Annotated in this window: 13 protein-coding genes; 7 read left to right on the top strand and 6 right to left on the bottom strand. The window is 50.1% G+C overall.

Annotation, left to right across the window (positions count from 1 at the left end; all coding sequences use genetic code 11):
* Positions 1–43: 43 nt before the first annotated feature.
* The 6 genes from ACSV5M_RS05385 (at position 44) to ACSV5M_RS05360 (ending at position 13,361) form a co-directional block, all read left to right on the top strand.
* A complete protein-coding gene (locus ACSV5M_RS05385; protein ID WP_439174582.1) occupies positions 44–1,336 on the top strand; it encodes an adenylosuccinate synthase in 1,293 nt (430 codons plus the stop codon).
* Positions 1,337–1,689: 353 nt separating this feature from the next.
* Positions 1,690–5,049: a TonB-dependent receptor gene (locus tag ACSV5M_RS05380; protein WP_439174581.1), complete on the top strand. Its 3,360-nt coding sequence runs from the start codon at positions 1,690–1,692 to the stop codon at positions 5,047–5,049.
* A gap of 364 nt (positions 5,050–5,413) precedes the next feature.
* Complete coding sequence (locus ACSV5M_RS05375) at positions 5,414–8,641, top strand: TonB-dependent receptor (protein ID WP_439174580.1); 3,228 nt, start codon at positions 5,414–5,416, stop codon at positions 8,639–8,641.
* A gap of 138 nt (positions 8,642–8,779) precedes the next feature.
* Positions 8,780–10,333, top strand: coding sequence for a tryptophan halogenase family protein (locus tag ACSV5M_RS05370; RefSeq protein ID WP_439174578.1), 1,554 nt, complete (start codon positions 8,780–8,782; stop codon positions 10,331–10,333).
* On the top strand, positions 10,330–11,829 hold the full coding sequence (locus ACSV5M_RS05365) for a tryptophan 7-halogenase (protein WP_439174577.1): 1,500 nt from the start codon (positions 10,330–10,332) through the stop codon (positions 11,827–11,829). Before ACSV5M_RS05370 ends, ACSV5M_RS05365 begins: the two co-directional genes overlap by 4 nt.
* Positions 11,830–11,843: 14 nt before the next feature.
* Entirely contained in the window at positions 11,844–13,361 is a 1,518-nt protein-coding gene (locus tag ACSV5M_RS05360) for a tryptophan halogenase family protein (RefSeq protein WP_439174576.1), read from the top strand.
* A gap of 39 nt (positions 13,362–13,400) precedes the next feature.
* Here ACSV5M_RS05360 and ACSV5M_RS05355 read toward each other — a convergent pair whose 3' ends face one another.
* The 6 genes from ACSV5M_RS05355 to ACSV5M_RS05330 form a co-directional block, all read right to left on the bottom strand.
* Positions 13,401–14,534, bottom strand: coding sequence for a glycoside hydrolase family 43 protein (locus ACSV5M_RS05355; RefSeq protein ID WP_439174575.1), 1,134 nt, complete (start codon positions 14,532–14,534; stop codon positions 13,401–13,403).
* 40 nt (positions 14,535–14,574) lie between these two features.
* Positions 14,575–15,783, bottom strand: a complete 1,209-nt coding sequence (gene manD / locus ACSV5M_RS05350) for a D-mannonate dehydratase ManD (RefSeq protein ID WP_439174574.1) — start codon at positions 15,781–15,783, stop codon at positions 14,575–14,577.
* A 46-nt stretch (positions 15,784–15,829) separates the two neighbouring features.
* On the bottom strand, positions 15,830–18,745 hold the full coding sequence (locus ACSV5M_RS05345) for a glycosyl hydrolase 115 family protein (RefSeq protein WP_439174573.1): 2,916 nt from the start codon (positions 18,743–18,745) through the stop codon (positions 15,830–15,832).
* Positions 18,746–18,940: 195 nt separating this feature from the next.
* A complete protein-coding gene (locus ACSV5M_RS05340; RefSeq protein WP_439174572.1) occupies positions 18,941–20,173 on the bottom strand; it encodes an endo-1,4-beta-xylanase in 1,233 nt (410 codons plus the stop codon).
* 432 nt (positions 20,174–20,605) lie between these two features.
* Entirely contained in the window at positions 20,606–22,024 is a 1,419-nt protein-coding gene (locus tag ACSV5M_RS05335) for a sugar porter family MFS transporter (RefSeq protein ID WP_439174571.1), read from the bottom strand.
* Positions 22,025–22,366: 342 nt separating this feature from the next.
* The gene (locus ACSV5M_RS05330) at positions 22,367–23,104 is read right to left on the bottom strand and encodes an NUDIX hydrolase (RefSeq protein ID WP_439174569.1); all 738 of its coding nucleotides are present in this window, start codon (positions 23,102–23,104) and stop codon (positions 22,367–22,369) included.
* Between the two features lie 379 nt (positions 23,105–23,483).
* Between ACSV5M_RS05330 and ACSV5M_RS05325 the strand changes: the two genes are divergently transcribed.
* Positions 23,484–24,968 (top strand): xylulokinase, encoded by a 1,485-nt coding sequence (locus tag ACSV5M_RS05325; protein ID WP_439174568.1) that lies wholly within the window; start codon positions 23,484–23,486, stop codon positions 24,966–24,968.
* Positions 24,969–25,035: the final 67 nt, after the last annotated feature.

The raw sequence follows: 25,035 nt of genomic DNA, 5'->3' as shown, positions 1-25,035 counted from the left end.
GCACCGTAATTTTTATCAAGCTTACAGAGAGTTAAACCAAGTCATGGGCAAAAACGTTGTCGTATTGGGCACCCAGTGGGGTGATGAAGGCAAGGGCAAGATTGTTGATCTGCTAACAGATCAGGTCTCACTCGTCACCCGCTTCCAGGGCGGCCACAATGCGGGCCATACCTTGGTGATCGATGGTAAGAAAACAGTTTTGCACCTGATACCCTCCGGCGTACTGCGCGACGGTGTTACCTGCCTGATCGGTAACGGTGTTGTCTTGTCCCCGGAAGCCTTGCTTAAAGAGATTGCAGAGCTGGAAGCGACCGGCGTGCCGGTCCGCGAACGGTTGCGTTTATCGCCAGCTTGCCCCTTGATCCTCTCCTATCATGTCGCCCTCGACCAGGCACGTGAGGCTGCTCGCGGTGACGCCAAGATCGGTACAACCGGCCGTGGTATTGGCCCGGCCTATGAAGACAAGGTCGCTCGTCGCGGTTTGCGCCTGGGTGATCTGATGGACCTGGAAAGTTTTGCGATCAAGCTGAAGGACGTGCTGAGTTACCATAACTTTGTCCTGACCGAGTACTTTAAAGTCAGTGCAGTGGATTACGAACAAACCTTGGCTGATTGCACCAGTTGGGCAGAAGAGCTCCTGCCGATGATTGCTGATGTGACTGAGATGCTTCATGCCGCCCGTGAAAAAGGCGACAACATCCTGTTTGAGGGCGCTCAAGGTTCACTGCTGGATATCGATCATGGCACCTACCCCTTTGTGACCTCCTCCAATACCACCGCCGGTGGAACCGCCACCGGTTCCGGTTTTGGTCCTATGTATCTGGATTATGTGCTGGGAATTACCAAGGCCTACACCACCCGTGTGGGGTCAGGGCCTTTCCCGACAGAGCTGGAATGTGAGATCGGCGTGTACCTGGGTGAAAAAGGCCATGAATTTGGTGCGACGACCGGCCGCAAACGCCGTTGTGGCTGGTTCGACATCGTAGCCGTTCGCCATGCCAACCGCATCAACAGTGTTACCGGCGTATGCTTGACCAAGCTCGATGTGCTCGATGGGTTAGAGACGGTCAAAATCTGCATTGGTTATCAGGACGCCGCAGGCAATCCGACGGGTATTCCCTTTGACGCTGAAGGTTGGGCAGAGATACAACCGGTATACGAGGAAATGCCTGGCTGGAGCGAGTCCACCGTGGGCGCGCGTACCCTTGAAGAGCTTCCTGCCAACGCCCGGGCTTACATCGCCCGTCTGGAAGAGTTAATGGCGACGCCGATTGATATCGTCTCCACCGGCCCTGACCGTGTTCAAACCGTTGTATTGCGTCATCCCTTTCACTGATTCTCTTCTGTTTTCATTTCCCAAAAAGCCTCCCCAGCGGAGGCTTTTTGTTATCAGCTCAACTGATAATGCTCGCAAATAGAATAAAAGCTAACTAAAAAACTGCTGATTATCAGGAAAGCTGAAGTACGAACTTCTGTTGCGGAAGTTTGAACGTCCAACTTTATGATTGGCGCCTCATATTGGGCGCTACCCATCTTGATTTCTGCATAAAATTCTTTTTGACAGCGTTGTCAATAAATACGCCAGGTTTGTCCATTACTTAAGGTTGGCTACACTATAAGTGTTAAGGCCTTGGCTATGACTAATGGCTTGGCTAAACAATACCTAATAATTTTAATAAGGGGTTGGCTATGAATAATGATAAAAAACTACATTCCGCAGAAAAACGTCCTCACTTCAAACGATCAATGTTGGCGATGTGCATCATGGCGTTAGGTGCGCCGGCGATGGCCCAGGACACTTCAGGTGATGCTGGAAACATTGAAGAAATCGTGGTCAGCGGTGTGCGGACTGACTTGCAGAATGCTCAGCAAATCAAACGCAATGCCGATACGTTTGTCGATTCCATTTCTGCTTCCGATATAGGGTCGCTGCCTGATCGTAGTGTGCTTGAGGCAATGCAACGCTTGCCGGGCGTTTCAATCGAGCGCTTTGCTGCTGCTAATGACCCTGACCACTTCGGGGTAGAAGGAAGCGGTGCAGTTATTCGCGGTATGAGTGCTACTCGTAGCGAATTCAACGGAAGAGACTCATTCACGGCTAACTCTGGCCGCGGCTTAAGCTTTCAGGATGTACCGCCTGAATTGATGGGCGGAGTGGATCTCTATAAAAATCAAACCGCCGATATGATTGAAGGTGGTATCGGTGGCACGGTGAGTTTGCGGACTCGCAAACCATTTGACTCAAATGAGCGCGTTTTTGCACTGTCTGGTGATGTTTCCTACGGCGATATGGCCGAAGAGGCTACCCCGACGGTTTCCGCATTATTCAGTGATCGCTGGGACACGAGTGCGGGTGAATTTGGGTTTTTGGTAAATCTGGCGCACTCGGAATTGAAAGGTGTTTCGCACGGGATACAGAGTGATGCTTATGTGAAGTATATGTCTCGGGATAATAACCCTGATCCTGATACAAACGTATATTCGGGCTACCCAAATCAGACATTGCCTGGAGCAGAGGCTTTTGTGGGTGAGAACGGCACGGGCACCGTCTGGATGCCCAATGGCTCCAACGCTACCATGAAATTTGATGATCGTGAGCGCAATGGTTATGCGGCTGCCTTTCAATGGGAGAACCCCAGCGATACGGTATTGGCAACCTTCCAATTCATGCGCTCTGATGCAGAGCTGGCTTGGACAGAAAATGCCATCAAATATCAAGGTGGCTATTTCGATGAGAACTCACAACAAGATCTTCGCCGCACTCGCCCTCTAGCAGGTACTGAGTTTGAATTCGATGATAAAGGTATCTTCCAGGCGGGCTTCTTGACAGACTCTGATGGCTGGCGTACTGCGGATGGCCATGAAGACCGCGTTCCGCGCGGATGGGGTGATAATCCAATCAGTGTGGCGCAGTGGGGCCACCCATTCCAAACCGATACACGCTATAAAAGTACCCGTACAATCATTGATGATTACGCGTTTAATGTGAAATTTACGCCTAATGATCAATGGGAATACTCCCTGGACCTGCAATATATTGAAGCAGAAACTGAGGACGATGATCTGACCATCATGCTGGCAACCCATGCCATGCAGGAGTATGACACACGTGGTGATACACCCTCTTTACGTTTGGTTCAGCCCTGGAATGGATTGCGCGAAGCTAATGCCGAAACTTACGCGGAGGGTTTCCCTGGGTTTTCGGGTGACCCCGCGGGTGATAGCAACTTCTTCCAGGACCCGACCTCATATTGGTGGCAGTCTGCAATGGACCACTACGAGCGATCCGAGGGTGACTCCATCGCCGGACGTATTGATGTCAAACATAATTTTGAAAATCAAGGCTTCATGAAATCTGTTTCCGCTGGTGTGCGCTTTGCCGAGCGGGAGCAAACGGTTCGTTATTCCGTTTATAACTGGGGTGCTTTAGGGCCTCGCTGGCAAACAGACATCTACTGGGCTGATCGCGATATTGTTGCCGGTCAAGAGATTGAAGCGGTCAGTTGGGACGATTTCCACCGTGGTGGCGTAATAGATATCCCTGGTGGTTATACATTGCACCCCAGCGATAAATTGGTTAGAGACGTGATTCGTGGCCGAGAGTTGGTTGCAGATGCGGGTAGTTTTGTTCCGGCTAATGCGCGCGATGGTGCAGAGGGTTATTTCTTGCCCTCGGAAGTCTATGTCACTCAAGAGACTAATGAAGCAGCCTATGTCCGGTTTGATTTCGGATCGGATGAAACCGCATACCGTTTTAGCGGTAACCTTGGTTTACGCTATGTCAACCTGAAGCGTGATGCCTTGGGGTCGGTTCAGTATCCTGATTTGATTCCTACCAATCCAGTACCGGCCGGTATTTCCACCCCGCTGACTCGCCCGGTAGTTGAGGCTTGGGTTGTGGAACAGGCACAGGCTTTGGTTGATGCAGGAACACACCCAACATTGGAAACAGCGGCTGCTGCTGTTCTTGCTGATGAGGGGTCTCGTTGGATTGGTGATGAAAACAATTACCTGAGCAATGAGGAACGTGGTTTTGGAAATAACGCATTTACTATCGAAGAAGACTCTTCTGATTACAGCACGGTGCTTCCCAGCTTTAATCTGAAAGTTGAATTAACGGATGAGCTGATTACACGTTTTGCTGTGGCGAAAGCTATTGCTTTGCCTGATATGGAATCCGTGAAAAACCAGGCGAATTTGGGCACCATAGCGATCAATATTCTCCGTCCGGATATTGACCCTAATAATCCTGATGCGAATGGCGGTATTCTTGGAGCTGAAGTTGCCGGTTGGAGAGGCAGTTCAGGTAACCCTTACCTGAAGCCTATGGAATCAGTGCAATATGATGCTTCATTGGAATGGTATTTTGCTAATGTGGGCTCGCTTACCACTACTTTCTTCTATAAAGATTTAAGTAACTTCTTTGTCTATGGTGCATTTCCGCGGGAATTTACCAACCCGGTTTCCGGTGTTACCCAGGTTGCTGAAGTGGAGGGGACCCGTAACGGTGGTGATGGAAGTATGCAAGGTTTTGAAATTGCATATCAGCAATTCTATGACATGCTGCCTTCACCTTGGGATGGCTTGGGTCTGCAGGTTAACTACACCTATATTGAAGCGAGCGGTGTGCCTAACTCAGGCGATGGCAGTGTCGACGACTTTGAAGGAACGTCGAACGATACTGGCGCAAGGGTGAATTTCGATAAAGTGCCGTTGCAAGGGCAATCGAAGGATACCTTTAACATCGTTGGTATGTACGATAAGTATGACTGGTCTGTACGCTTGGCGTATAACTGGCGGTCTAAATATCTGCTGACAACTCGCGATGTCATCAGTAAATATCCTCTATGGAATGATGATGCTGGTTTTCTTGATGGTTCAGTGTTTTACAACATCAATGAAAACATTACTGTAGGCTTGCAGTTTACCAACCTGCTCAATACCCAAACCAAGACCATCATGATCCTGGATGGCGAAGGTGCAGAAGCGGGCAGATCCTGGTTTGTTAATGATCGTCGCGCAGCATTTATCGTACGAGCTAATTTCTAAAAATTAGTCCCTTGTAGTGAAAAAAGCATATCGTTTATTCGATATGCTTTTTTTTTGCTTCTGACTGGCATAGAAATTTTGTGCAGCCCATCTGTATTCATTGAAAAAATGATAATAGAACTTTGCCAATGAAATTTATTTTTCTGATGAATGTTGGCTTTTCTTCTCTATATAACTGTAATGATTTAACCACGCCTTAGAGGGCGCCTAACATTCTAGTACTTTACCTTATGGTCATATTGACATACTGTGAGAATGGCGTATAGGATTGCATAACCAACAGTGACATTCCATGTCAGTTGGCGTTACACAAATCGATTTGCAACAAAAATACCTATTAATAATATATAAGAAGGGGTTGTTTATGGTCTCCCATAAAAATCATGCGCCTTACCCGTTTTCCCAGGTTCCTAAATTTAAAAAATCTCTTTTAGCCATGTGTGTAATGGCTTTGAGTTCACCATCTTTTTCACAAGAACCAGCAGCGGCTGGTGAGGGTTCTATTGAAGAGATTGTTGTTAGTGGTGTGCGTTCCAGCTTAGAAAACGCTCAAGATATAAAACGTAATGCAGATACTTTTGTTGACTCCATCTCTTCCAAAGATATTGGATCGTTACCAGATCGTAGCGTGTTGGAAGCCATGCAGCGTTTGCCTGGTGTGTCTATTGAACGCTTTGCCGCTTCAGAAGACCCTGATCACTTCGGTGTTGAAGGTTCAGGTGCTGTAATTCGTGGTATGACTGCTACGCGTTCTGAATTTAATGGACGGGATTCCTTTACCGCAAACTCTGGTCGTGGCCTCTCGTTTCAGGATGTGCCCCCGGAATTAATGGGCGGCGTAGACATCTACAAAAACCAATCGGCGGATATGATTGAAGGTGGTATCGGGGGAACGGTTAGTCTACGTACTCGTAAACCTTTTGATTCGCCGGATCGCGTTATTGCAATATCTGGTGATATTTCCTATGGCGATATTGCTGAAGAGGAAAGCCCCACAATTTCAGCTCTTTTTAGCGACCGTTGGGAGACTGCTGCAGGTGAGTTTGGGTTCCTGGTTAACCTGGCCCACTCTGAACTGAAAGGCGCATCTCATGGTATTCAGTCAGATGCGTTTCTTGAGTATGACGCAACTGATTTTGCTGGTGCAGAAGGCTTTGATACTGTTTGGGTGCCTAATGGCTCGAACTTCTTCATGAAGAATGATGACCGTACCCGGAAGGGATATGCAGCAGCATTCCAATGGGAAAATACAGATCAAACCATTCTGACTACGGCGCAATTCATGCGTTCTGATGCGCGATTATCCTGGACTGAAAACGCAGTTAAATACCAAGGTGATGCATACGGTGGTGAGCGGCAGATAGCTGTTCTGGAAGGTACCGAATTCACTTTCAGTGACGATGGTGTATTTGGTAGTGGCACCATGGTTCATGAGGCATCTGGGGGGTGGCGTGGTGGCTATGCCCCCGGTGACGCACAATTTGGTAACAAGTTCCAAATGGACACGCGGTATAAAGATACCCGTACGGTTGTTGATGACTACGCATTCAACATCAAATTTACTCCCAATGATCAATGGGAATATGAGTTGGACTTGCAATATATTGAAGCGGAGACATCTGATGACGATTTGCAGATTGCCTTGGGTCAGTGGGCGCTGCAAACATTCGATACCACGGGCGATACACCAACTTTAGTTTTACAAGATCCTTTCAGTACCCGTCGTGAAGCAGAGCCGGACTGGTTCCAGAATCCGGAAAACTATTGGTGGCGTTCTGCAATGGATCATTATGAGCGCTCAGAAGGCGAATCTTTTGCGACACGAGCCGATGTCAAATATAACTTTGATGGCGACGCCGGTTTATTAAAGTCGGTGAAATTTGGTGCGCGGTTTGCGGAGCGTGAACAAACAGTGCGGAGCACTTCCTACAATTGGGGAACTATTGGTGCGGAATGGAAGGCAGCTGTCTATTTAAATGATCCCCTTGTCGCTGATCAGGAATATGAGTTCGTAGACTTCAGTGATTTTCATCGCGGTGGAGTCTTAACTGTCGATGGCGGAGGCTTTCTATTTCCCAGTGAAAACTTGGTCAGAGATGTTGTTAAAGGCCAGCGTGAACTCTATAACTCGGATCCGGATAACGACCCCTGGATTCCGTATCCGCAGCGGGAAGATCTTGTTTCGCACGGAATTTTCCAGGCTCCTGAAGTTTATAACACAACCGAAACCAACAAAGCGGCCTATGTGCGCCTGGATTTTGGATCGGACGAGATGGCTTTGCGCTTCAACGGTAATATTGGATTGCGTTACGTAGAATTGGAACGCGAAGCGATGGGGTCGGTGATGTATCCGGACTTGGTTGGTATTCCCTATCCGGCGGATGCACCAACAGATCTTACCGATTATGAAGCTATCTATGCGTGGGGTGAGCAGGCGGTTGCTGACAATAGATACCCCACTGTCCAAGCTGCTATCGCCTATGCGCGCGATTCCAAAAACTGGCTAACAGCGGAGGAGCGTGCATTTGGTAATGATGCTTTTACCCTTGAGCAAGCGATAGACGAATACAGTGGCGTATTACCCAGTTTAAACCTCAAATTGGAATTGACCGATGACTTGATTGCGCGCTTTGCCGTATCCAAAGCCATTGCATTGCCAGACATGTCAGAAGTAAAAAATCAGGCAGTGTTAGGCTCGCGTCAACTCGCTGTTACCTATGTACCTGAGGATGAGTTGCCGCCAGATGCGCCACCACCGTCCGACGTTGGTGGTGAGGATGAGGACTCCGATGAGGGCCGCGATATTGCATCTGTTGCTCCGGTGCTGTGGGAAGGCTCGGGTGGTAATCCCTATCTCCAGCCTATGGAGTCAGTTCAATACGATGCATCACTGGAGTGGTATTTTGCATCAGTAGGCTCGTTTACAACTTCTATCTTCTATAAGGATTTAAGCAACACATTTGTAACAGGTGCGTTTCCACGAAGCTTCACCAATCCTGTGACTGGCCAAACTCAAGCTGTGGAGTTCACCACTACGGTAAATGGCGGCGATGGTTATATGCAAGGTTTTGAACTTGCCTATCAACAGTTCTACGATATGTTGCCGGCGCCATGGGATGGATTGGGGCTTCAGGTTAACTACACCTACATTGATTCAGGCCTACAGAACAGTGCATTGTCAGGGCTCGTTGAGCCTGTTACTGATCTGGAAGGTGAAGAAGATCGTTATCCCTTACCGGATATCTCGGCTTTACCTTTAAAAGGTGTATCCGATCATACATTCAATATTGTTGGTATGTATGAGAAGAATGATTGGTCACTTCGTCTGGCTTATAACTGGCGCAGTAAATATTTGCTAACTACTCGCGATGTAATCAGTAAATATCCACTATGGAATGATGATGCTGGTTTCCTGGACGGTTCAATATTCTATAACGTTAATGACAACATTACCGTGGGATTACAGTTGACCAACATTCTCGACACACAGACCAAAACGATCATGATCCTTGATAATGAAGGAACAGAAGCAAGCCGCTCATGGTTTGTCAACGACCGTCGTGCGGCCCTGATTGTAAGAGCAATGTTCTAACCTCGTTTGTGATAGCCTCTCCTTTGAGCGCGCCTCCAGGCGCGCTTTTTTTTTGATAGGAAAAACTCATCGCCCGGTGCGTGATGGTTTGCTGTTTTCTGGCTACAATAAACCCTGATAACAATAAATGGGGGTGGTATGCCAGGCCAACGAATTCAGCAGGTTGTGATAGTCGGTGGTGGTACGGCCGGTTGGATGACAGCTGCGGCATTAGTGCGTTTCCTGCCTTCGGCGCTGTGCAATATTACGCTGGTTGAGTCCGAGCAAATCGGTACTGTCGGTGTTGGTGAAGCGACCATTCCTCATATTCGTCACTTCAACCAGTTGCTGGGTATTGATGAGAACGAATTCGTCCGCGCGACCCAGGCGACCTACAAACTTGGTATCCAATTTACCGGCTGGGGTTCTCCGGATACGTCTTACATTCATCCTTTTGGCCTTTATGGTCACGACATCAGCGGAATCGATTTTCATCACTATTGGTTGCGTCTGCGGGCTTTGGGCGACGATTCACCGCTGGAAAATTATTCGATTGCAGCGGTTGCGGCGCTTGCGGAAAAATTTTCCTATCCCGATGTAAACCCGGCATCCCCCCGCTCAGATTTTGGTTATGCATTTCATCTGGATGCTTCGCTCTACGCGCAATATTTGCGGGGCTACGCAGTACAAAAAGGTGTTGTGCGTATTGAAGGGAAGGTTGAGCAAGTCCAACTTTCTTCGGCAACGGGATTCATTGAATCCCTGGTGCTCGAGACAGGTGAGCAACTGAACGGAGAATTGTTTATCGACTGCACCGGCTTCAGAGGATTGTTGATTGAAGGTGCGCTTAAAACCGGCTATGAAGATTGGCGGCACTGGCTTCCCTGTGATCGCGCTGTTGCCATGCCGTGTGAGCGCATCCGCGAACCGCTTCCCTATACGCGCGCGATTGCGCAAAAAGTTGGCTGGCAATGGCGCATTCCCTTACAACATCGCACCGGTAATGGTCAGGTCTATTGCAGTGAATATCTCAGTGATGATGAAGCCTTGCATCAATTACGCAGCCAGCTAGAAGGTGCGCCCACCGGCGAGCCCAACTTCCTGCGTTTTGTAACAGGACGGCGCAAACAAAGCTGGAATAAAAACTGTGTTGCGATTGGTTTGGCCAGTGGCTTTCTGGAACCGCTTGAATCCACCAGTATTTATTTAATTCAGGTAGGGATTTTGAAATTGTTGGAGTGTTTTCCGGATGCGGATTTTGTTGCAATCAATCAATTAGAATTTAATCGTCATATTGATCTTGAATATCGCCGTGTGCGGGATTTTCTGATCCTGCATTACAAGGCTAACGCCAGAGACGGTGAAGCATTTTGGGATGCCTGTCGAGCGATGGCGGTTCCTGAAGAGCTGGAACGTAAGATACATTTATTTCGCGAATCGGCCCACATCGAACATTACCAGCAGGGATTATTCATGTTGCCCAGTTGGCTGGCGGTCTATATCGGGCAGGGGGTAATTCCTGAGGGGCACGATGCACGTGTTGTGCGACATACAAGGGAAGCTATAGCGGATTATCTGCAAACAATCCATCAAGGCATTCGCGCGGATGTTGATGCAATGCCCAGTCACAGCAGTGCGATTCAAGCGGCAGTGAATGCTATGCAGGCGCGATACCCGGAGGCGAGTATGAGCCTCTATGGTCTACAACAATGAACAGTGAATCCATCAAAAAAATCGTTATTGTCGGTGGTGGTGTTATTGGCTGGACAGCGGCGGCAATTCTGGCGCGCGGTCTGAAAGCGGAAAATATCCATATCACCCTGCTTGATATCCCCGGATTACCGGCCGATGACATGGCAGAATCAAGTCTGCCCGGTGTGCGTCCCTTGCATCAAATGCTGGGCTTTGATGAGCGGCAATTGATGAGTATTACCGTTGCAAGTTTCAAGCTGGGCACGGAATATCGTGGCAATAATATCAGCCGTTTCATTCATCCATTGGGCAAGCTTTCCACCACAACGGCTGCCTTTGAGCAACAGGCGATCAGATTACATCACGCGGGTGATGATACGCCCTACGAAGATTTTTTTCTGGCGGCGGTTGCGGCGCGACATGGAAAGTTTGCCTTTTCGGAACCGGATAAAAAATCCATCCTGTCGACCTTGTCATGCGGTCTGCACTTTGACACCTACGCGTATAAAAAATACTTGCAGGATTATGCCCACTACTTACAGGTAACCACCCGTAAGGTGGTCGTGTGCGGTCTGGAGCTTTGGCCTGACTCGGGCTTTATCAAAACACTGGTGCTTGACGATAACAGTAAGGTCGAGGGCGATTTGTTTATTGACTGTTCCGGTGAACTGTCGGTGCTGATTGGTGATCCGGCGTTAGCTGTTGAATATGAGTCCTGGGCGGATGAATTACCTGCTGACCAGGTGATGAATCTAGCCCACCCACACACCGAAACACCGACAACATTGCTTCCACTAACCCAAGTCCAGGCCATGCCGTGGGGATGGCATAGAATAATTCCCTTGCAGAAACGGAATATTCACCAATTTATTTATTGTTCTGATATGTTGCGTGAAGCGTCGCTACCTGAGGCGATGCAGCGCTTCGGATTCCCGTCAGATGTCAGCTATACATCCAGGCGAATCAGACCGGGTCGCCGCGCTGTTTGGTGGAAAGCTAACTGCGTAGCTGTTGGTGCGGCGGCAGGTAACATAACGTCCCTGGCTATTTCGGAGTTGCAGTGGGCGCAGTCGGCGCTGGTACGTTTGTTGGATTACTTTCCGGACAAAACCTGTAAGCCCTGCAACATCGCCGAATACAATCGTTTAAGCCTGGCTGAATTTGAGCAGCTGCGGGATTTTCATATTGCCCATCAACATTTGATGCATACCCATTCCGCTTTTGGCTCTCTTTGCCAGCAAAAGCCAATCCCTGTGTCATTACAACACCGGCTCGAATTATTCCGCCACCGTGGCCGCATTGCGGCCTACGAATATGATGTAATATCGGATTCGCTGTGGGCTGCATTTTTCTTCGGTTTGCAAATATGGCCGGAACGCTATGACGTAATGACAGACGCCCTGACAGAAAAAGAATTGCGGCAACAACACCAACACATCAAGGCGGCAATTCAAAAAACCGTTGTGGCTATGCCCAGCCATCAGCAAGTGCTTACCCGTTATTGTCCTGCTCGTTAGTCCTGGAGACATTTATGCCTGATAATCGCATTGAACGCATTGTTATCGTCGGTGGTGGTACAGCCGGTTGGATGACCGCTGCGGCCATGGCCAAGGTACTTAAAAATCAATACTGCAACATTCAGGTGATTGAGTCTGAGGACATCGGCACTGTCGGTGTTGGTGAGGCCACGATTCCGCAAATCCAGTTATACAATCGCTTGTTGGGTCTGAACGAAGACGACTTTGTGCGGCGCACCCAGGGCACATTTAAACTGGGTATCGAATTTGTCAACTGGAGTCATATCGGCAGCTCATATATTCATGCCTTTGGCGAAGTAGGCAAGGATATGGATGCAATCCAGTTTTATCATTACTGGTTAAAGTTGTATCAGGCGGGTGAGGTGCCGGACATCGGCGAATACACCCTCACGGCTATCGCGGCGCGTAAAGGAAAATTTATGCGCTCTATCGATGCAGGTAATTCGCCCTTGTCCAACATTGCCTATGCATTTCATTTTGATGCCGGGCTTTACGCGCGCTATTTGCGCGAATTCGCGGAGCAATTAGGGGTTGTTCGAACGGAAGGAAAAATTACCCATGCCAACCTGAACCCGGACAATGGCTTTATCGAATCCGTTGCTTTGGAAAATGGAGCGCTGATCCCTGGTGATTTATTTATTGATTGTTCGGGCTTTCGCGGTTTGCTGATAGAGCAGACATTAAAAACCGGCTATGAAGATTGGACCCATTGGTTGCCCTGTGATCGCGCCTGGGCGGTGCCATGTGAAAGTGCGGGTGACCCTGCGCCTTACACACGTTCCACCGCACACGCGGCGGGTTGGCAATGGCGTATCCCGTTGCAGCACCGCATTGGTAATGGTCACGTGTATAGCAGTCATTACATGAGTGACGATGAGGCGGTGAACATTCTCCTCAACAATCTCGACGGAGCACCGCTGGCTGAACCGCGCATGCTTAAATTTACCACGGGTAAACGCCATAAATTCTGGAATAAAAATTGTGTGGCTATCGGTTTGGCCAGTGGTTTCATGGAACCACTTGAATCCACCAGTATCCACCTGGTGCAATCCAGTATCGCGCGGCTGATGAGTTTATTTCCCAACAAATATTTTGATCAGGAAGATATCGATGAATTTAATCGTCAGGCGCATTTTGAGTACGACCGTATTCGCGATTTCCTGATTCTGCACTACCACGCAACCACGCGCGATGATTCACCTTTCTGGAACTATTGCCGTACCATGGCGATACCGGAGGAGCTGCAACAGAAGATCAATCAGTTTAAAAAGAATGGCCGGATTTACCGCAACAGTGTGGAGATGTTCAATGACCTGAGTTGGTTGGAGGTGATGCATGGCCAGGGCATCCGACCGCGCGCCTACCACCCGATTGTGGATGTAATGCCGAAGGACGAACTGGTAAAACGTATGGCGGGGATTAAGTCAGTGATTGATCGTTCCGTTGAAGTCATGCCATCCCACGCGGCGTTTATCGCCGAGCATTGCAAAGCTGAGAAATTAATGATGTAAAAAACCGGGCGTGCGGCCCGGTTTCTATCCTATTACTGACTACTGCTTCACAAACGCACTCAGTGTTTGAATGCTGCCATCAGGGTTGTGAGTTAACTCCGTCACCTTGACATTGCGCAGGTGCGTCGCTCCGTCGGATAGTTGACTGTCGTGGTAGAACAGATACCACTTGCCTTTAAATTCCACAATAGAATGATGGTTTGTCCAGCCCAGCACCGGCTCAAGGATGATGCCCTGATAGGTAAAGGGTCCGTAGGGATTATCGCCAATGGCGTAGGCGATGTTATGCGTGTCGCCAGTCGAGTAAGAAAAATAATACTTGCCGTTATAAGTGTGGACCCAGGCCCCTTCAAAAAAACGCCGCGCATTGTCGCCTGCCGTTAAGGGTTGGCCCTCTTCGTCCAGCAGCTGCACATCTTTTAACGCTTCGGCCAGACTGAGCATGTCGTCATTCAGGCGGGCGATCTTGGGCATTAACGCCGGTTGATCTTCGGCAGGATATTGATCGGCGGTCTGATAATTACCGCTGCCCCAACGTTGTAATTGGCCGCCCCAGATGCCGCCGACATATAAATAGTAACTGCCGTCACTGTCTTTGAAGACAGCCGGATCGATACTGTAGCTGCCCTCAATAGGTTCGGGTTGTGCTTTAAACGGGCCGCTTGGTGAATCACTCACGGCTACACCGATGCGAAAAATACCCTGCTGATCTTTAGCCGGAAAATACAAATAATACCGGCCATCTTTTTCAGCGGCATCGGGAGCCCACAATTGCCGGCTCGCCCAGGGTATATCGTCAAGCGCCAGCGCAACACCGTGGTCGGTCACCTCTCCACCCACCTTATCCATCGAAAGTACGTGATAGTCCTTCATATCAAATCGATCACCTTCACCACTGGTGGCAATGTCTGTCTTGATATCGTGGGACGGATAAATATAAAGCCGTCCATTAAAGACGTGCGCAGACGGGTCAGCGGTATAGATATGGCTGACCAGCGGCTCGGCTGCAAATTGCGGTTTGTCTTTAGCCTCGACGTGTTCAACTTCAACAGCGACTGACGATTGTTTATCTACCGAGCTGGCGGACACGCTGGTCTCTGCGGTCTTATCCTGGCAGGCTAAAAGCGCACCGGACAGGATAACAACACTGATGAGCTGAGATTTTCTGGGCATAAATACAACCTGAATAATAAAAAGAATTAACGCGTTTGAATTACCAATGCCACAAGGTGCCATCTTCCAATCGATTTACCGGGAGGCACGCGCGTTTATAAGGATATTGTGCTGCCAGTTTTTCATCGATATCCACACCGTGCCCCGGCACTTCACCCGGCGTAAAGTAACCATCATCGAAACGGTAAGCATGAGGAAAAACGTCTTCCATTTGTGCGCTGTGCGGCATGTGTTCCTGAATACCGAAATTGGGTACCCAGTAATCAAAATGCAAGGCTGCACCCATGCACACCGGTGATAGATCGGTAGCGCCATGGAACCCGGTGCGTACATTGAACAGCGCAGCGAAGTCGGCAATACGGCGCAGGTGGGTGATACCACCGGCGTGGACAATGGTGGAGCGAATATAATCGATCAATTGGTTTTGAATCAGCTCACGGCAATCGTGGATGCTGTTAAAGACTTCGCCCACAGCCAGGGGCGTCGTGGTGTGTTGGCGAATAAGTTTGAACGCTTCCTGATTTTCTGCCGCGACGGCATCTTCCATCCAGAATAAATGATAAGGCTCCAGTTCTTTTCCGAGGCGTGCCGCTTCGATAGGTGTGAGGCGATGATGCACATCGTGTAGCAAATGCAGATCCGGCCCAAACTCCTTGCGCACTTCGGCGAATACTTCGGGAATAAAATTCAGGTATTTTTCAGTAGACCAGGTTTCAACAGAAGGCAGATCACTGTCGGCTGGCTCGTAACTTTTGTTGCTTTTGGCTACGCCATAGGTTTTTTCGATACCCGGAATGCCGCATTGCACGCGAATTGCCTTGTAGCCTTTTGCTTGTGCTTTTGCGACAGCTTCCAGTGTAGATTCCAGATCCTTACCGTTAGCGTGGGTGTAGGTCATGATACGCTCGCGACTGCGGCCGCCGAGCAGCTGGTACAACGGCATATTGGCTGCTTTGGCTTTGATATCCCATAACGCGGTATCAATTGCCGCCAGCGCTGTCATGCCGACAGGTCCGCGGCGCCAATAAGCGCCGCGATAAAAAAACTGCCAGATATCTTCGATCTGGTGCGGGTCGCGACCAATCAGCGCCGGAATCAGATAATCTTCGAGGTAAGACACTACCGCTTTCTCGCGACCGTTTAACGTACCGTCGCCGACGCCGTAAATACCTTCATCGGTCATGATTTTCAGCGTGACAAAGTTTCTGCCCGGTGAAGTAACAATGACTTTGGCTGCAACAATTTTCATTCTTTCATGCTCGCTAATTGGATGGTACCAGCCTGCTTTTGTCGAATTAAAAGCGGGCGCTTTGCTCGGGGCCGAGGTAACTGGGCATCAATCCCCCCGTGTTAATCACTATTTTTTGCAAGGCTACCGCCGGGTCGACCATATAAATGCGCAACTTATGTAAACCCGGTGTCGCAATCTTGTGTTTGCTGAGAATCTTGCGTGAGTCGGTGCGCACTGATTCTTCCCAAGCCGCCTGGCTCATGTCTTTCACAATATCGATAACCTGTGGTGTCTCGTTGCCGAAGCCAATCGCATAGCGCAACCCGCGATGCGGGAACATCGGTAAGCTGGGCGCAAAGATCGACTCAACGGTGAATTCGCCGGTGGAAAAAAAATACACCTCATATTCTAGGTAAGGGGCTTTTTTGGGATTTTCGAAGCTGAAATCAGTGACCGGAAAAGGCGCCATTGATGACAAGGTGCGGCCGTGTTGCGGAATCTTTTCCCAGGCAAAACCGTGCGAGTCAGTCTTCGCGCTGTAATTTTCCGCTTCTATCGACACATAACCATCAGCTTCTACAAACCCGCGCAATGTGGCTCTCGCCTTGGCATCGGGGTTGGTTATATTGACCTTGATGGTCGCGCCGCCAAAGCCTGTGCCGACGATATGAATGGTACCGCTAGCCTTTCCTTTTGGGGCCCTAGCCCAATCAATACTGACCTGGATAGGCTGGTTAAGCTTAACTTGTCCACTAGTATTGCTCAGTATAATCCAAGGCTCACTGACTGTGGCTGAAAAATTAAATGGCTGTGTCCCTTTGTTAAATACCTCGATCGTCCGTTGAGGTTTGCCATAGGGACTGAAACCGGGTAATTGATAAGACGCCGGTGTGGGCCAGGCCTCTTTCATGCCTTCCACCGCGATCCCCATATCGGCAGCACCGTGTGCTTCATATTGATGCAACACCGGTAAGGTATTTGCCGGAGGATTATTCCAGTGGGTGTAGCCGATGCGCGGTTGTGACATAAAGTGATTCCACTTGCCATCACTCAATTCGGTATGGAATTGCTTTTCCAACGCGGCGTCGCGCCGGAACAGGATTCGTGCCCGCTCCGCATAATCGTTGGTGTTCGCGCGCCCCTGACTGGCATAAAGGTGGTTCTTGGCCACCATGTCATACATCTCAGTAATGGTTGCACTGGCTTTGACCGGGTCTAGCACCAATTGGAAAAAAGCGTCTTTATGGGATGCGGGCATTTTTTCGTACAGGGCTTCTGCCCGCGCGGTCAAATCTTTTACTTCAGCCGTGATGCGATCAGCTTCGTCGTAATGCAATTGGCTGTAGATAAAAGCTTCCTGCAGTTCCGGCTTGCGGCGGCCATTGTGACGGGTGTAGCCAGTCATCAGATCGGCTATCTCTTGCGCATGTTCAGCACCAAATTCACGCTTCGCCCATAATTTACCAAATTCTTCGATACGCTCTTTGGGCCAGGCTTCCGGGTTCCAGGCCATGCGCAGGAAAAATTCAATCGGGTATTCCATGGGCTTCAAATCGCCCACGTTAACGATCCAGATTTTGTTGGCATCATAATGATAGGCAAGATTCATCTGCTCCCAGATCTTGGCGATAGGGACAGTGTTGATCCAGCGATAGGAGCGCGGTCCTCCGACATAATCAAAATGATAATACACGCCGGCACCGCCGCTACGTTTGCGCTCTTCCGGCGTCGGTAAACGGCGGATGTTGCCCCAATTGTCATCGCACCACAGCAGGATCACATCGTCCGGTACGCGCATACCGCGCTCATAAAAACCCTGTACTTCTTTATAAAGCGCCCACACCTGAGGGACTTCAGTTACCGGGCGATCATCAAAGACAGTGGTGAGAATTTCCCGCTGGTCGCGCACAATTTTTTCGAGCAGGCCAACGTTTTCCCCTTCGCTCATGGGCTCGTCCTGTTGGCCGCGCATGCCCAGGGTATAAATACTCTCGTAAGGTTTGTTGCGCTTGGCCCCGTCTACCCAAAATTTATATAAGTTTTCAGGATTCTTCGAATATTCCCACGGGCCTTTGCCATAACGATTCCATTCTTTATCGGCGCGCATCATGGGTTCATGGTGCGATGTGCTCATTACGATGCCGTATTCATCAGCAAGAATCATGTTTTGTGGGTCATCATCGGCAAAGGCGTTGTTCCACATGGCGGGCCACAAAAAATTCGCTTTCAGGCGCAGCAATAATTCGAATACTTTTTCGTAGAACTGGTGGTTGTAGTTGCCGTAGTTTTCAATTGTCCAGCCGGTCAGGGCGGGTGCTTCGTCGTTCAAAAAAATGCCGCGGTATTTCACCTTGGGCGCATCCTGAACGCGTGTATTTTTCTTGATGTAGATCCGGTTTTTTTGTTTAACGGGAACATCGGCCCACCAGTACCAGGGGGAAACACCGATTTTTTCTGATACATCATAGGTGCCGTAGGTGGCGCCGCGTTTATCGCTACCAGCAATCACCAGCGCGCGAATGACGCCGGGAAAGGGCTTGTATACGGTTTGAATATGGTAAGCGTCCCACTGACCTTCGATATTTGAAGGATTGATCTTGCCGTTTTCAATAAGCTGGTCGATCAGTTGACTCTTGCCGATAGCGCCAATAATAATCGCGTAACGGCCCAGTTCCTCGGGGTTGTTCGTCAGCGCCGGCTTTTTTCCGCTGACGCGCTCAATGTCCAGTTGCAGGTTGCCCACTGCGCGTTGCACACCTTTGTAGTCCTGATCGTCGACATACAGGCTCGCCACTTCTTTTTCACCGACGATAATCACATGGCCTTTTTTATACTTGGTGCTGACGTAATTCGGTTCGCCCAGCGCGAAGGCAGATGAGCAGGCTATTAACAGCAGCCAGGCAACAAGCCATTGGACTGTACGATGGATAGTGGAAATATTACGAGCGGAGTGCAGCGGAATCGAGGGTGTAGTCAGCATGGATGCATTCACTTTAAACGGGAGTCACTATTCAACAAAAAAGGACCAACAGCAAACAAAAAGGCCGCACTAAACGAAAGGACCAGCAGGTGTGCTAAACAGTTTACCATCCAGCGCGCAGATAATTCATCGTCATTCCTCGCAACCGCGCTTGCGGACTTTTTCAATCCACAAGCGGGTTCTTTATCTTCCGGTTTATAAACAAGGTTGGTTGGTTAGTCCATCCGCCACACCGTAGAATGCGGGCTTGGGATCAAAGTTATTATCAAACAACAGCGGCCAATCTTCATGATTGTCGTCAAATAAAGCACTGATCAGCCAGGTGTCGCTGTCGCGAATGCCCCACACCGTTAATCCGCCGCGTAAATCTGCCGGCACGGCGTCGAGGTAAGCAGTAACAATATCGCAATAACGTTTTTTCTGCGCTGCCGCCAGTTCATCGGTGAAGGTGGCTTCGTAGTTATCGGGATAGTTGTAACCTGGGCTGTAAGGATTGTTGATCGGTATATCCAGTTCAGTGATTTTTACTTTCAAGCCGCGTTCCGCCACGGCAGCAAAAGAGCTTTTAATCGCATCAATACTGGGCCAGTCCATAAACACGTGCATCTGAAAGCCGACGCCATCAATTGGAATGTCGCGCGCAATAAAGTCATCAACCATATTGATCATGGCCTGGAATTTTGCTCCGCCATTGGAGATGTTGAAGTCGTTGTAATACAGGTCTGCCTGCGGATCAGCTTCCCGCGCGCTGGCGAACGCGGTTTCAATATAAGCGGTACCCAATTTTTGGTTAAACAGGGAATTTCGGTAAGTGCCATCTTCATTGAAAGCCTCGTTCACCACATCCCAGCTGGGCACGCGTCCGGCAAAATGGCCCGCGATAGTTTCAACGTGCTCTTTATACATAGCAAGCCAGGCGGCCGCATCACCCTCGAAGTTCTTCATCCAGTCGGGCACCTGGTAGTCGGAATGCCATACCAGGGTGTGAGCGTGCAGGCTAATGCCATTGGCATCAGCGTAGTCGAGCAGGGCATCGGCATCGTCGAAGAAATAGGTATCCTGCGCCGGATGCAGGTAGCTCATCTTCATGATGTTACCCGCCGTCAATTGATCAAAATGCGCTTCGATGATAGCGCGCTGCGCAATGCCTGCTTCATTATCTTGCATGATGCTCGACGGCTCATTCGCCGCACTGACTGCGACCCCAATCGGAAAATCTGCCAGGATGTGCAAGCTCAAGGCCTCGCTGCTGCTTGAACTGCTGCGGTCACTTGAGCTACTGGCCTCGCTGCTCGTCTGACTGCTGGAACTGGCGCTGGCTGAACTCGGATTGCCGGATGAGGAACCTCCGCCGCCGCAGGCGCCAAGGAATAAAAAGCTGGATAAAAGCGTGGAGAGAAGTAAAGGGGATCGAGGTGAGAGTTGCATAATGTTTACCTGTTGATCGTTATTATTAGAGGCCCACCGAAAGCTAACTTGTATACTAGGGTACCAAAAAGCAATAAGTGAGGCCAGCTTGTTGTCAAGGAAACCACAAGCTAACGAAAAGCTCCCTAAACTACAAGGGCGGAAATATTAAGAATGTGCGATTGGTTGGTGGGGTCGAAGCAGAAATTCACCAATAAAAAAGCCACCCGCAGGTGGCTTTGATATTACAACTCAAGATAAGGATGGCTTGGTGCGAGTTTGTCGTCAGGGCAGAGTGTTTCGAAACCCTCAAGTCAGGGATGACTTGAGGGAGCTACAAGGATGTATTCATGCGTTTTCGAAACACTCTGCCCTGACGACAAACGGACTACAGCGTCCCCAGCTGAAAACCTGATGGCTTCCAAAGTCATTTGGGCACTGAAACGAATGCGCTTAACCCTCCATCTGTTCCAACTCTTTGCCTTTGGTTTCATTCACATAACGCAGTACAAAGACCACGGAAAGCGCAGAGAACAAGGCATAAATGCTGTAAGTGCCGGCCAATCCCAGGAAAGAGGCCAGCAGGATCGGGAAAGTCAGGGTGATCACGAAGTTAGCCGCCCACTGCGCGAAACCTGCCACAGCCAAACCGGAACCGCGAATCTGGTTGGGGAACATCTCGCCCAGCATAATCCACATCACCGGGCCCCAGGACACGTTGAAGAAGATCACATACAGGTTGGCGGACACCAGCGCGAGCACGCCCATATCGTCGGACAGCATCAATTTGCCAGCCTCGTCCAGCGGAGCGCCAGCGAAAGCAAAGGCCACCAGTGCCAATGTCACTGTCATACCGGCGGAGCCGATCCACAGTAAAGGTTTGCGGCCAATCTTGTCGACCACAAAGAAGGTGATAAAGCAGGCCGCGATACTGACGGTACCGGATACCACGTTAATCAATAAGGAATCGCTTTCGGAAAAGCCGGCGGCTTGCCAGAGTACGGCGCCGTAATAGAACACGACATTGATGCCTACCAATTGCTGCAATACCGCCAAACCAATACCGACCCACATAATCGGGCGAATCTTGTTAGTGGTTTTATCAATCAGGTCTGACAGGCGGGGTTTGTGGTGGTCGGCGGCGAGTGAGGCGTTGATCTCGCGCATCTTGATGTCGCCTTCAATGGTGCCATAAAGCTTGCTCAGCACTGCTTGCGCGCGGGCTTGCTGACCGGAGGCGACCAAAAAGCGCGGGCTTTCCGGGATGGCTAGCAAGGCCAACAGAAAGATGGTGGCAGGGACGAGTTCGACCCAGAACATCCAGCGCCAGGTTTCATAACCCAGCCAGAAAACAGACAACGATGAGCCAGCGATATCCGCCAGGAAGTAATTGCTCACAAATGCCGCCGTCAAGCCGGTGATGATCGCAATCTGCTGTACAGAGCTCAGCTTGCCGCGGTAGCGTGCCAGCGCCACTTCGCTGATATATGCCGGGCACATTACGCTGGCGGCGCCGACGGCAAGGCCGCCGAGGATGCGATAAATAATGAATTCCAGCGATGAGGTGGCGATACCCGAACCCCAGGCGGACACGATAAAAAATACCGCTGCCACAATCAGGAGTGCGCGGCGGCCATGTTTGTCCGCCAGGGTGCCGGCAAAGAAGGCGCCGACGGCGCAACCCAGCAGCATGGAAGACACGCTGAAACCGGTTCCCATGGAGTCGGAATTAAACGCCGTTTGTAAACCATCGACGGTGCCATTGATGACGCCGCTGTCGAAACCGAAAAGAAAACCACCGATGGTGGCAATACAGCTGATCAGGATAATAAATGCACTATTAGCCTGGGTGGGTGTAGATGACTCGTTCATGGTGATACCTGATTATTGAAATTATCTATTTGTCTCTAGTGAAGCATGGCGATGGGCAGCCGGGCTGCGCCGTGGTGACCATAGCATATTGATGCACGGGACAACATTCCCGGCAGGTCGGGCGCGGGTGTCAAATGCCTTGCAGGACAGGCGGGTTTCATCGGGCGAGGGTCTATTGGTTGAAGTGCCTGACGATATGACGCGGTAATCTTAGCTTAATAGGGTTTTATTGACTATATGTGCTGACCAAATGCACTTTGCTCTAATGAGAAGGGGGCATTGGTCCTGTCTGGGAGCGCAAAAAGCCCTCTTGCGAGGACTTTTTGCGTGCGGGGATGATAATCAGATCTCGAAGGCAAAGCCCATCTCAGTGAGCTTCTTATAGGCGTCGTCATCGAATCGATACAGATTGGCAGCACGATGCGGGACTCCTTGTTGCTTTTCATTGCAGGGCGTCAACAGGTTCATCTTCATGATCTTGCGGCGGAAATTGGGTTTGTCCAGCTTCACATTGAGGATGGCTTCGTACAGGGATTGCAATTGCAGCAAGGTGAATTTTTCCGGCAGCAGGTTAAACCCGATCGGCTGATGGCACACCTGGTGGCGCAGGAACTTGATGCCGTGCGCAACGATTTCGGAATGGTCATAAATCAAATCCGGCAGGTTGTTAACACTGAACCAACGCGCATAGGAGGTACTCTGACCCTCAATCATCGGATAATCTTCGGCGCTGACCAGGGCGTAATAAGCAATGGTGACCACGCGGTCATTGGGAAAGCGGTCTACCCGGCCAAAGGCTTTTAACTGTTCCAGATACAGCTCTTTAACACCCGTCAATTCTTCCAGCAAACGTGATGCAGCATCGCGCAGATTCTCGTCGTAGCGAATCCAGCCACCGGGCAACGCCCATTTATCTTTATGGATGGGATCATGGTGCTTGATCAGCAGAATTTTCAGTTGGTCGTGGTCCAGGCCGAAAATCAGGTTGTCGATAGAGAGCGCCTGGATAACATTTTGGGGCGAATGTAATGGTTCGACGTGGCTGTGTTTGGGTGACGATGGAATGTGGCGGGTGGGCACGATGATAGTTCCTCATTGGTGGTATGGCGACGCACAGGCGGCGCTTGTCTCCCGATCCCTGTCCGGTACAGCAGCTCGTGCCGATACGGGCTACCAGGCAGGCAAATCTTCCCGCATTGTATAAGGCCGCCACCTAATGGTCGAGCATGAATATAAATAAGATAATTTCAGTGCCGGGGAGGCAAAATCCGTAAAGCTGTACTATATTATTCTTGTGGTCAGTAGGACAATAAGATATGATCTGCCCCATCTTGCGGTTTCCCGGCTGATGGGCAGCTAAACCTGCGTCAGTCCGATTGATCTGGGAAAATCCCATTGTCTACGGATCTGTCGTTCATCGCAAAACACACTCACAAAAGCGTCAACCAAGAGAATAAGCATGCTGTTTTTAGGTATTGATGTAGGCAGTTCCTCCGTTAAGTTATCCGTACTTGATGGGCAGAGCGGCAAAAGTCTCGGCTCGATCTCGCATCCCGAGAGCGAATTAGCGATCCAGAGTCCGCGGGCCGGTTGGGCCGAACAGGATCCGGCGGTCTGGTGGGACTGTGTCAAACAAGGCTGCCGCCGTTTGTTTGCCAGCGACAAGATTGATCCTTCGCGCATCAGCGCTATCGGCATTTCTTATCAAATGCACGGGCTGGTGTTGGTGGATGCTCAACAACAGGTGCTGCGCCCGGCAATTATCTGGTGTGACAGTCGCGCTGTGGCTAATGGTAACCAGGCGTTGCAGGAGCTCGGTCAGGGTTATTGCTTTGATCACCTGTTAAATTCGCCCGGTAATTTCACCGCCGCCAAATTGCGCTGGGTTCAGGAGAATGAACCGGATACCTTTGCGCGCGTGCACAAGATGATGTTGCCGGGTGACTACATTGCGATGAAGTTAACCGGTGAAATTACCACCACGGCTTCCGGCCTGTCGGAAGGTACCTTATGGGATTTCCAGAACAAATCCGTAGCGACACGGTTGTTGGAACATTGGCAGATTTCTACCGACGTTATCCCCACGCTTGTGCCATCTTTTGGTGAGCAGGGTATCGTCAATGCCGCAGCGGCGGATGAACTGGGGATTCGCGCCGGTACCCGCGTCAGTTATCGCGGTGGTGACCAGCCGAACAATGCTTTCAGTCTTAATGTGCTGCAACCCGGTGAAGTAGCCGCCACAGCGGGAACTTCCGGGGTAATCTATGGTGTAACAGATAAACCCGCCGCCGATCTGGAGTCGCGGGTCAACACTTTTTTGCACGTTACCAATAGCGATGAAAAGCCGCGCAACGGCGTGCTGGTCTGTGTGAACGGCACCGGCCGTTTGTACAGCTGGTTGCGCCAGACATTAAATGCCACCGGTCAATCGGTTTCCTATGCGCAGTTAAACGCCTTGGCAGCGGATATTCCCGTAGGCAGCGACGGTTTGATCTTCCATCCATTTGGTAATGGTGCCGAGCGTATTTATCAAAATAAAAATCTGGGTGCGCAATTGCGCAACCTGGATTTCAATCGCCATGGTTTGGGTCACATGGTGCGCGCAGCGCAAGAAGGCATCGTCTTTTCGCTCAACCAGGGTTTCGATGTGTTAAAAGCCCTGGGTGGTCGTTGTGAAGTTGTGCGTGCTGCCAAAGGCAATATGTTCCTGAGCGATGTCTTTACTCAGGCATTTGCCAATACCACGCAAGCGGCAGTTGAGTTGTTTGAAACCGATGGTGCAGAAGGAGCCGCTCGCGCAGCCGCGTTGGGCAGTGGCTTTTATGCAACACAAGCAGATGCATTCAATGGTCTGCAACGCGTTGGTGTGGTCGAGCCGGATAAAGCGCTGTTTGCGCAATATCAGGATGCTTATCAACAGTGGGCAGCGTTGTTACCCGTGTAAGCAATCGCAAGGCCGTTTTATTTTTTAATTTTTTACCGATGATCATTGTCCTTAGCATTGTCCGCTT

Origin of the sequence: Cellvibrio sp. ARAG 10.3 (genome assembly GCF_051846955.1) — a bacterium.
Lineage (GTDB): Bacteria > Pseudomonadota > Gammaproteobacteria > Pseudomonadales > Cellvibrionaceae > Cellvibrio.
The sequence above is the reverse complement of the archived record's forward strand: the minus strand, read 5'-3'. Positions and strand labels throughout refer to the sequence as shown.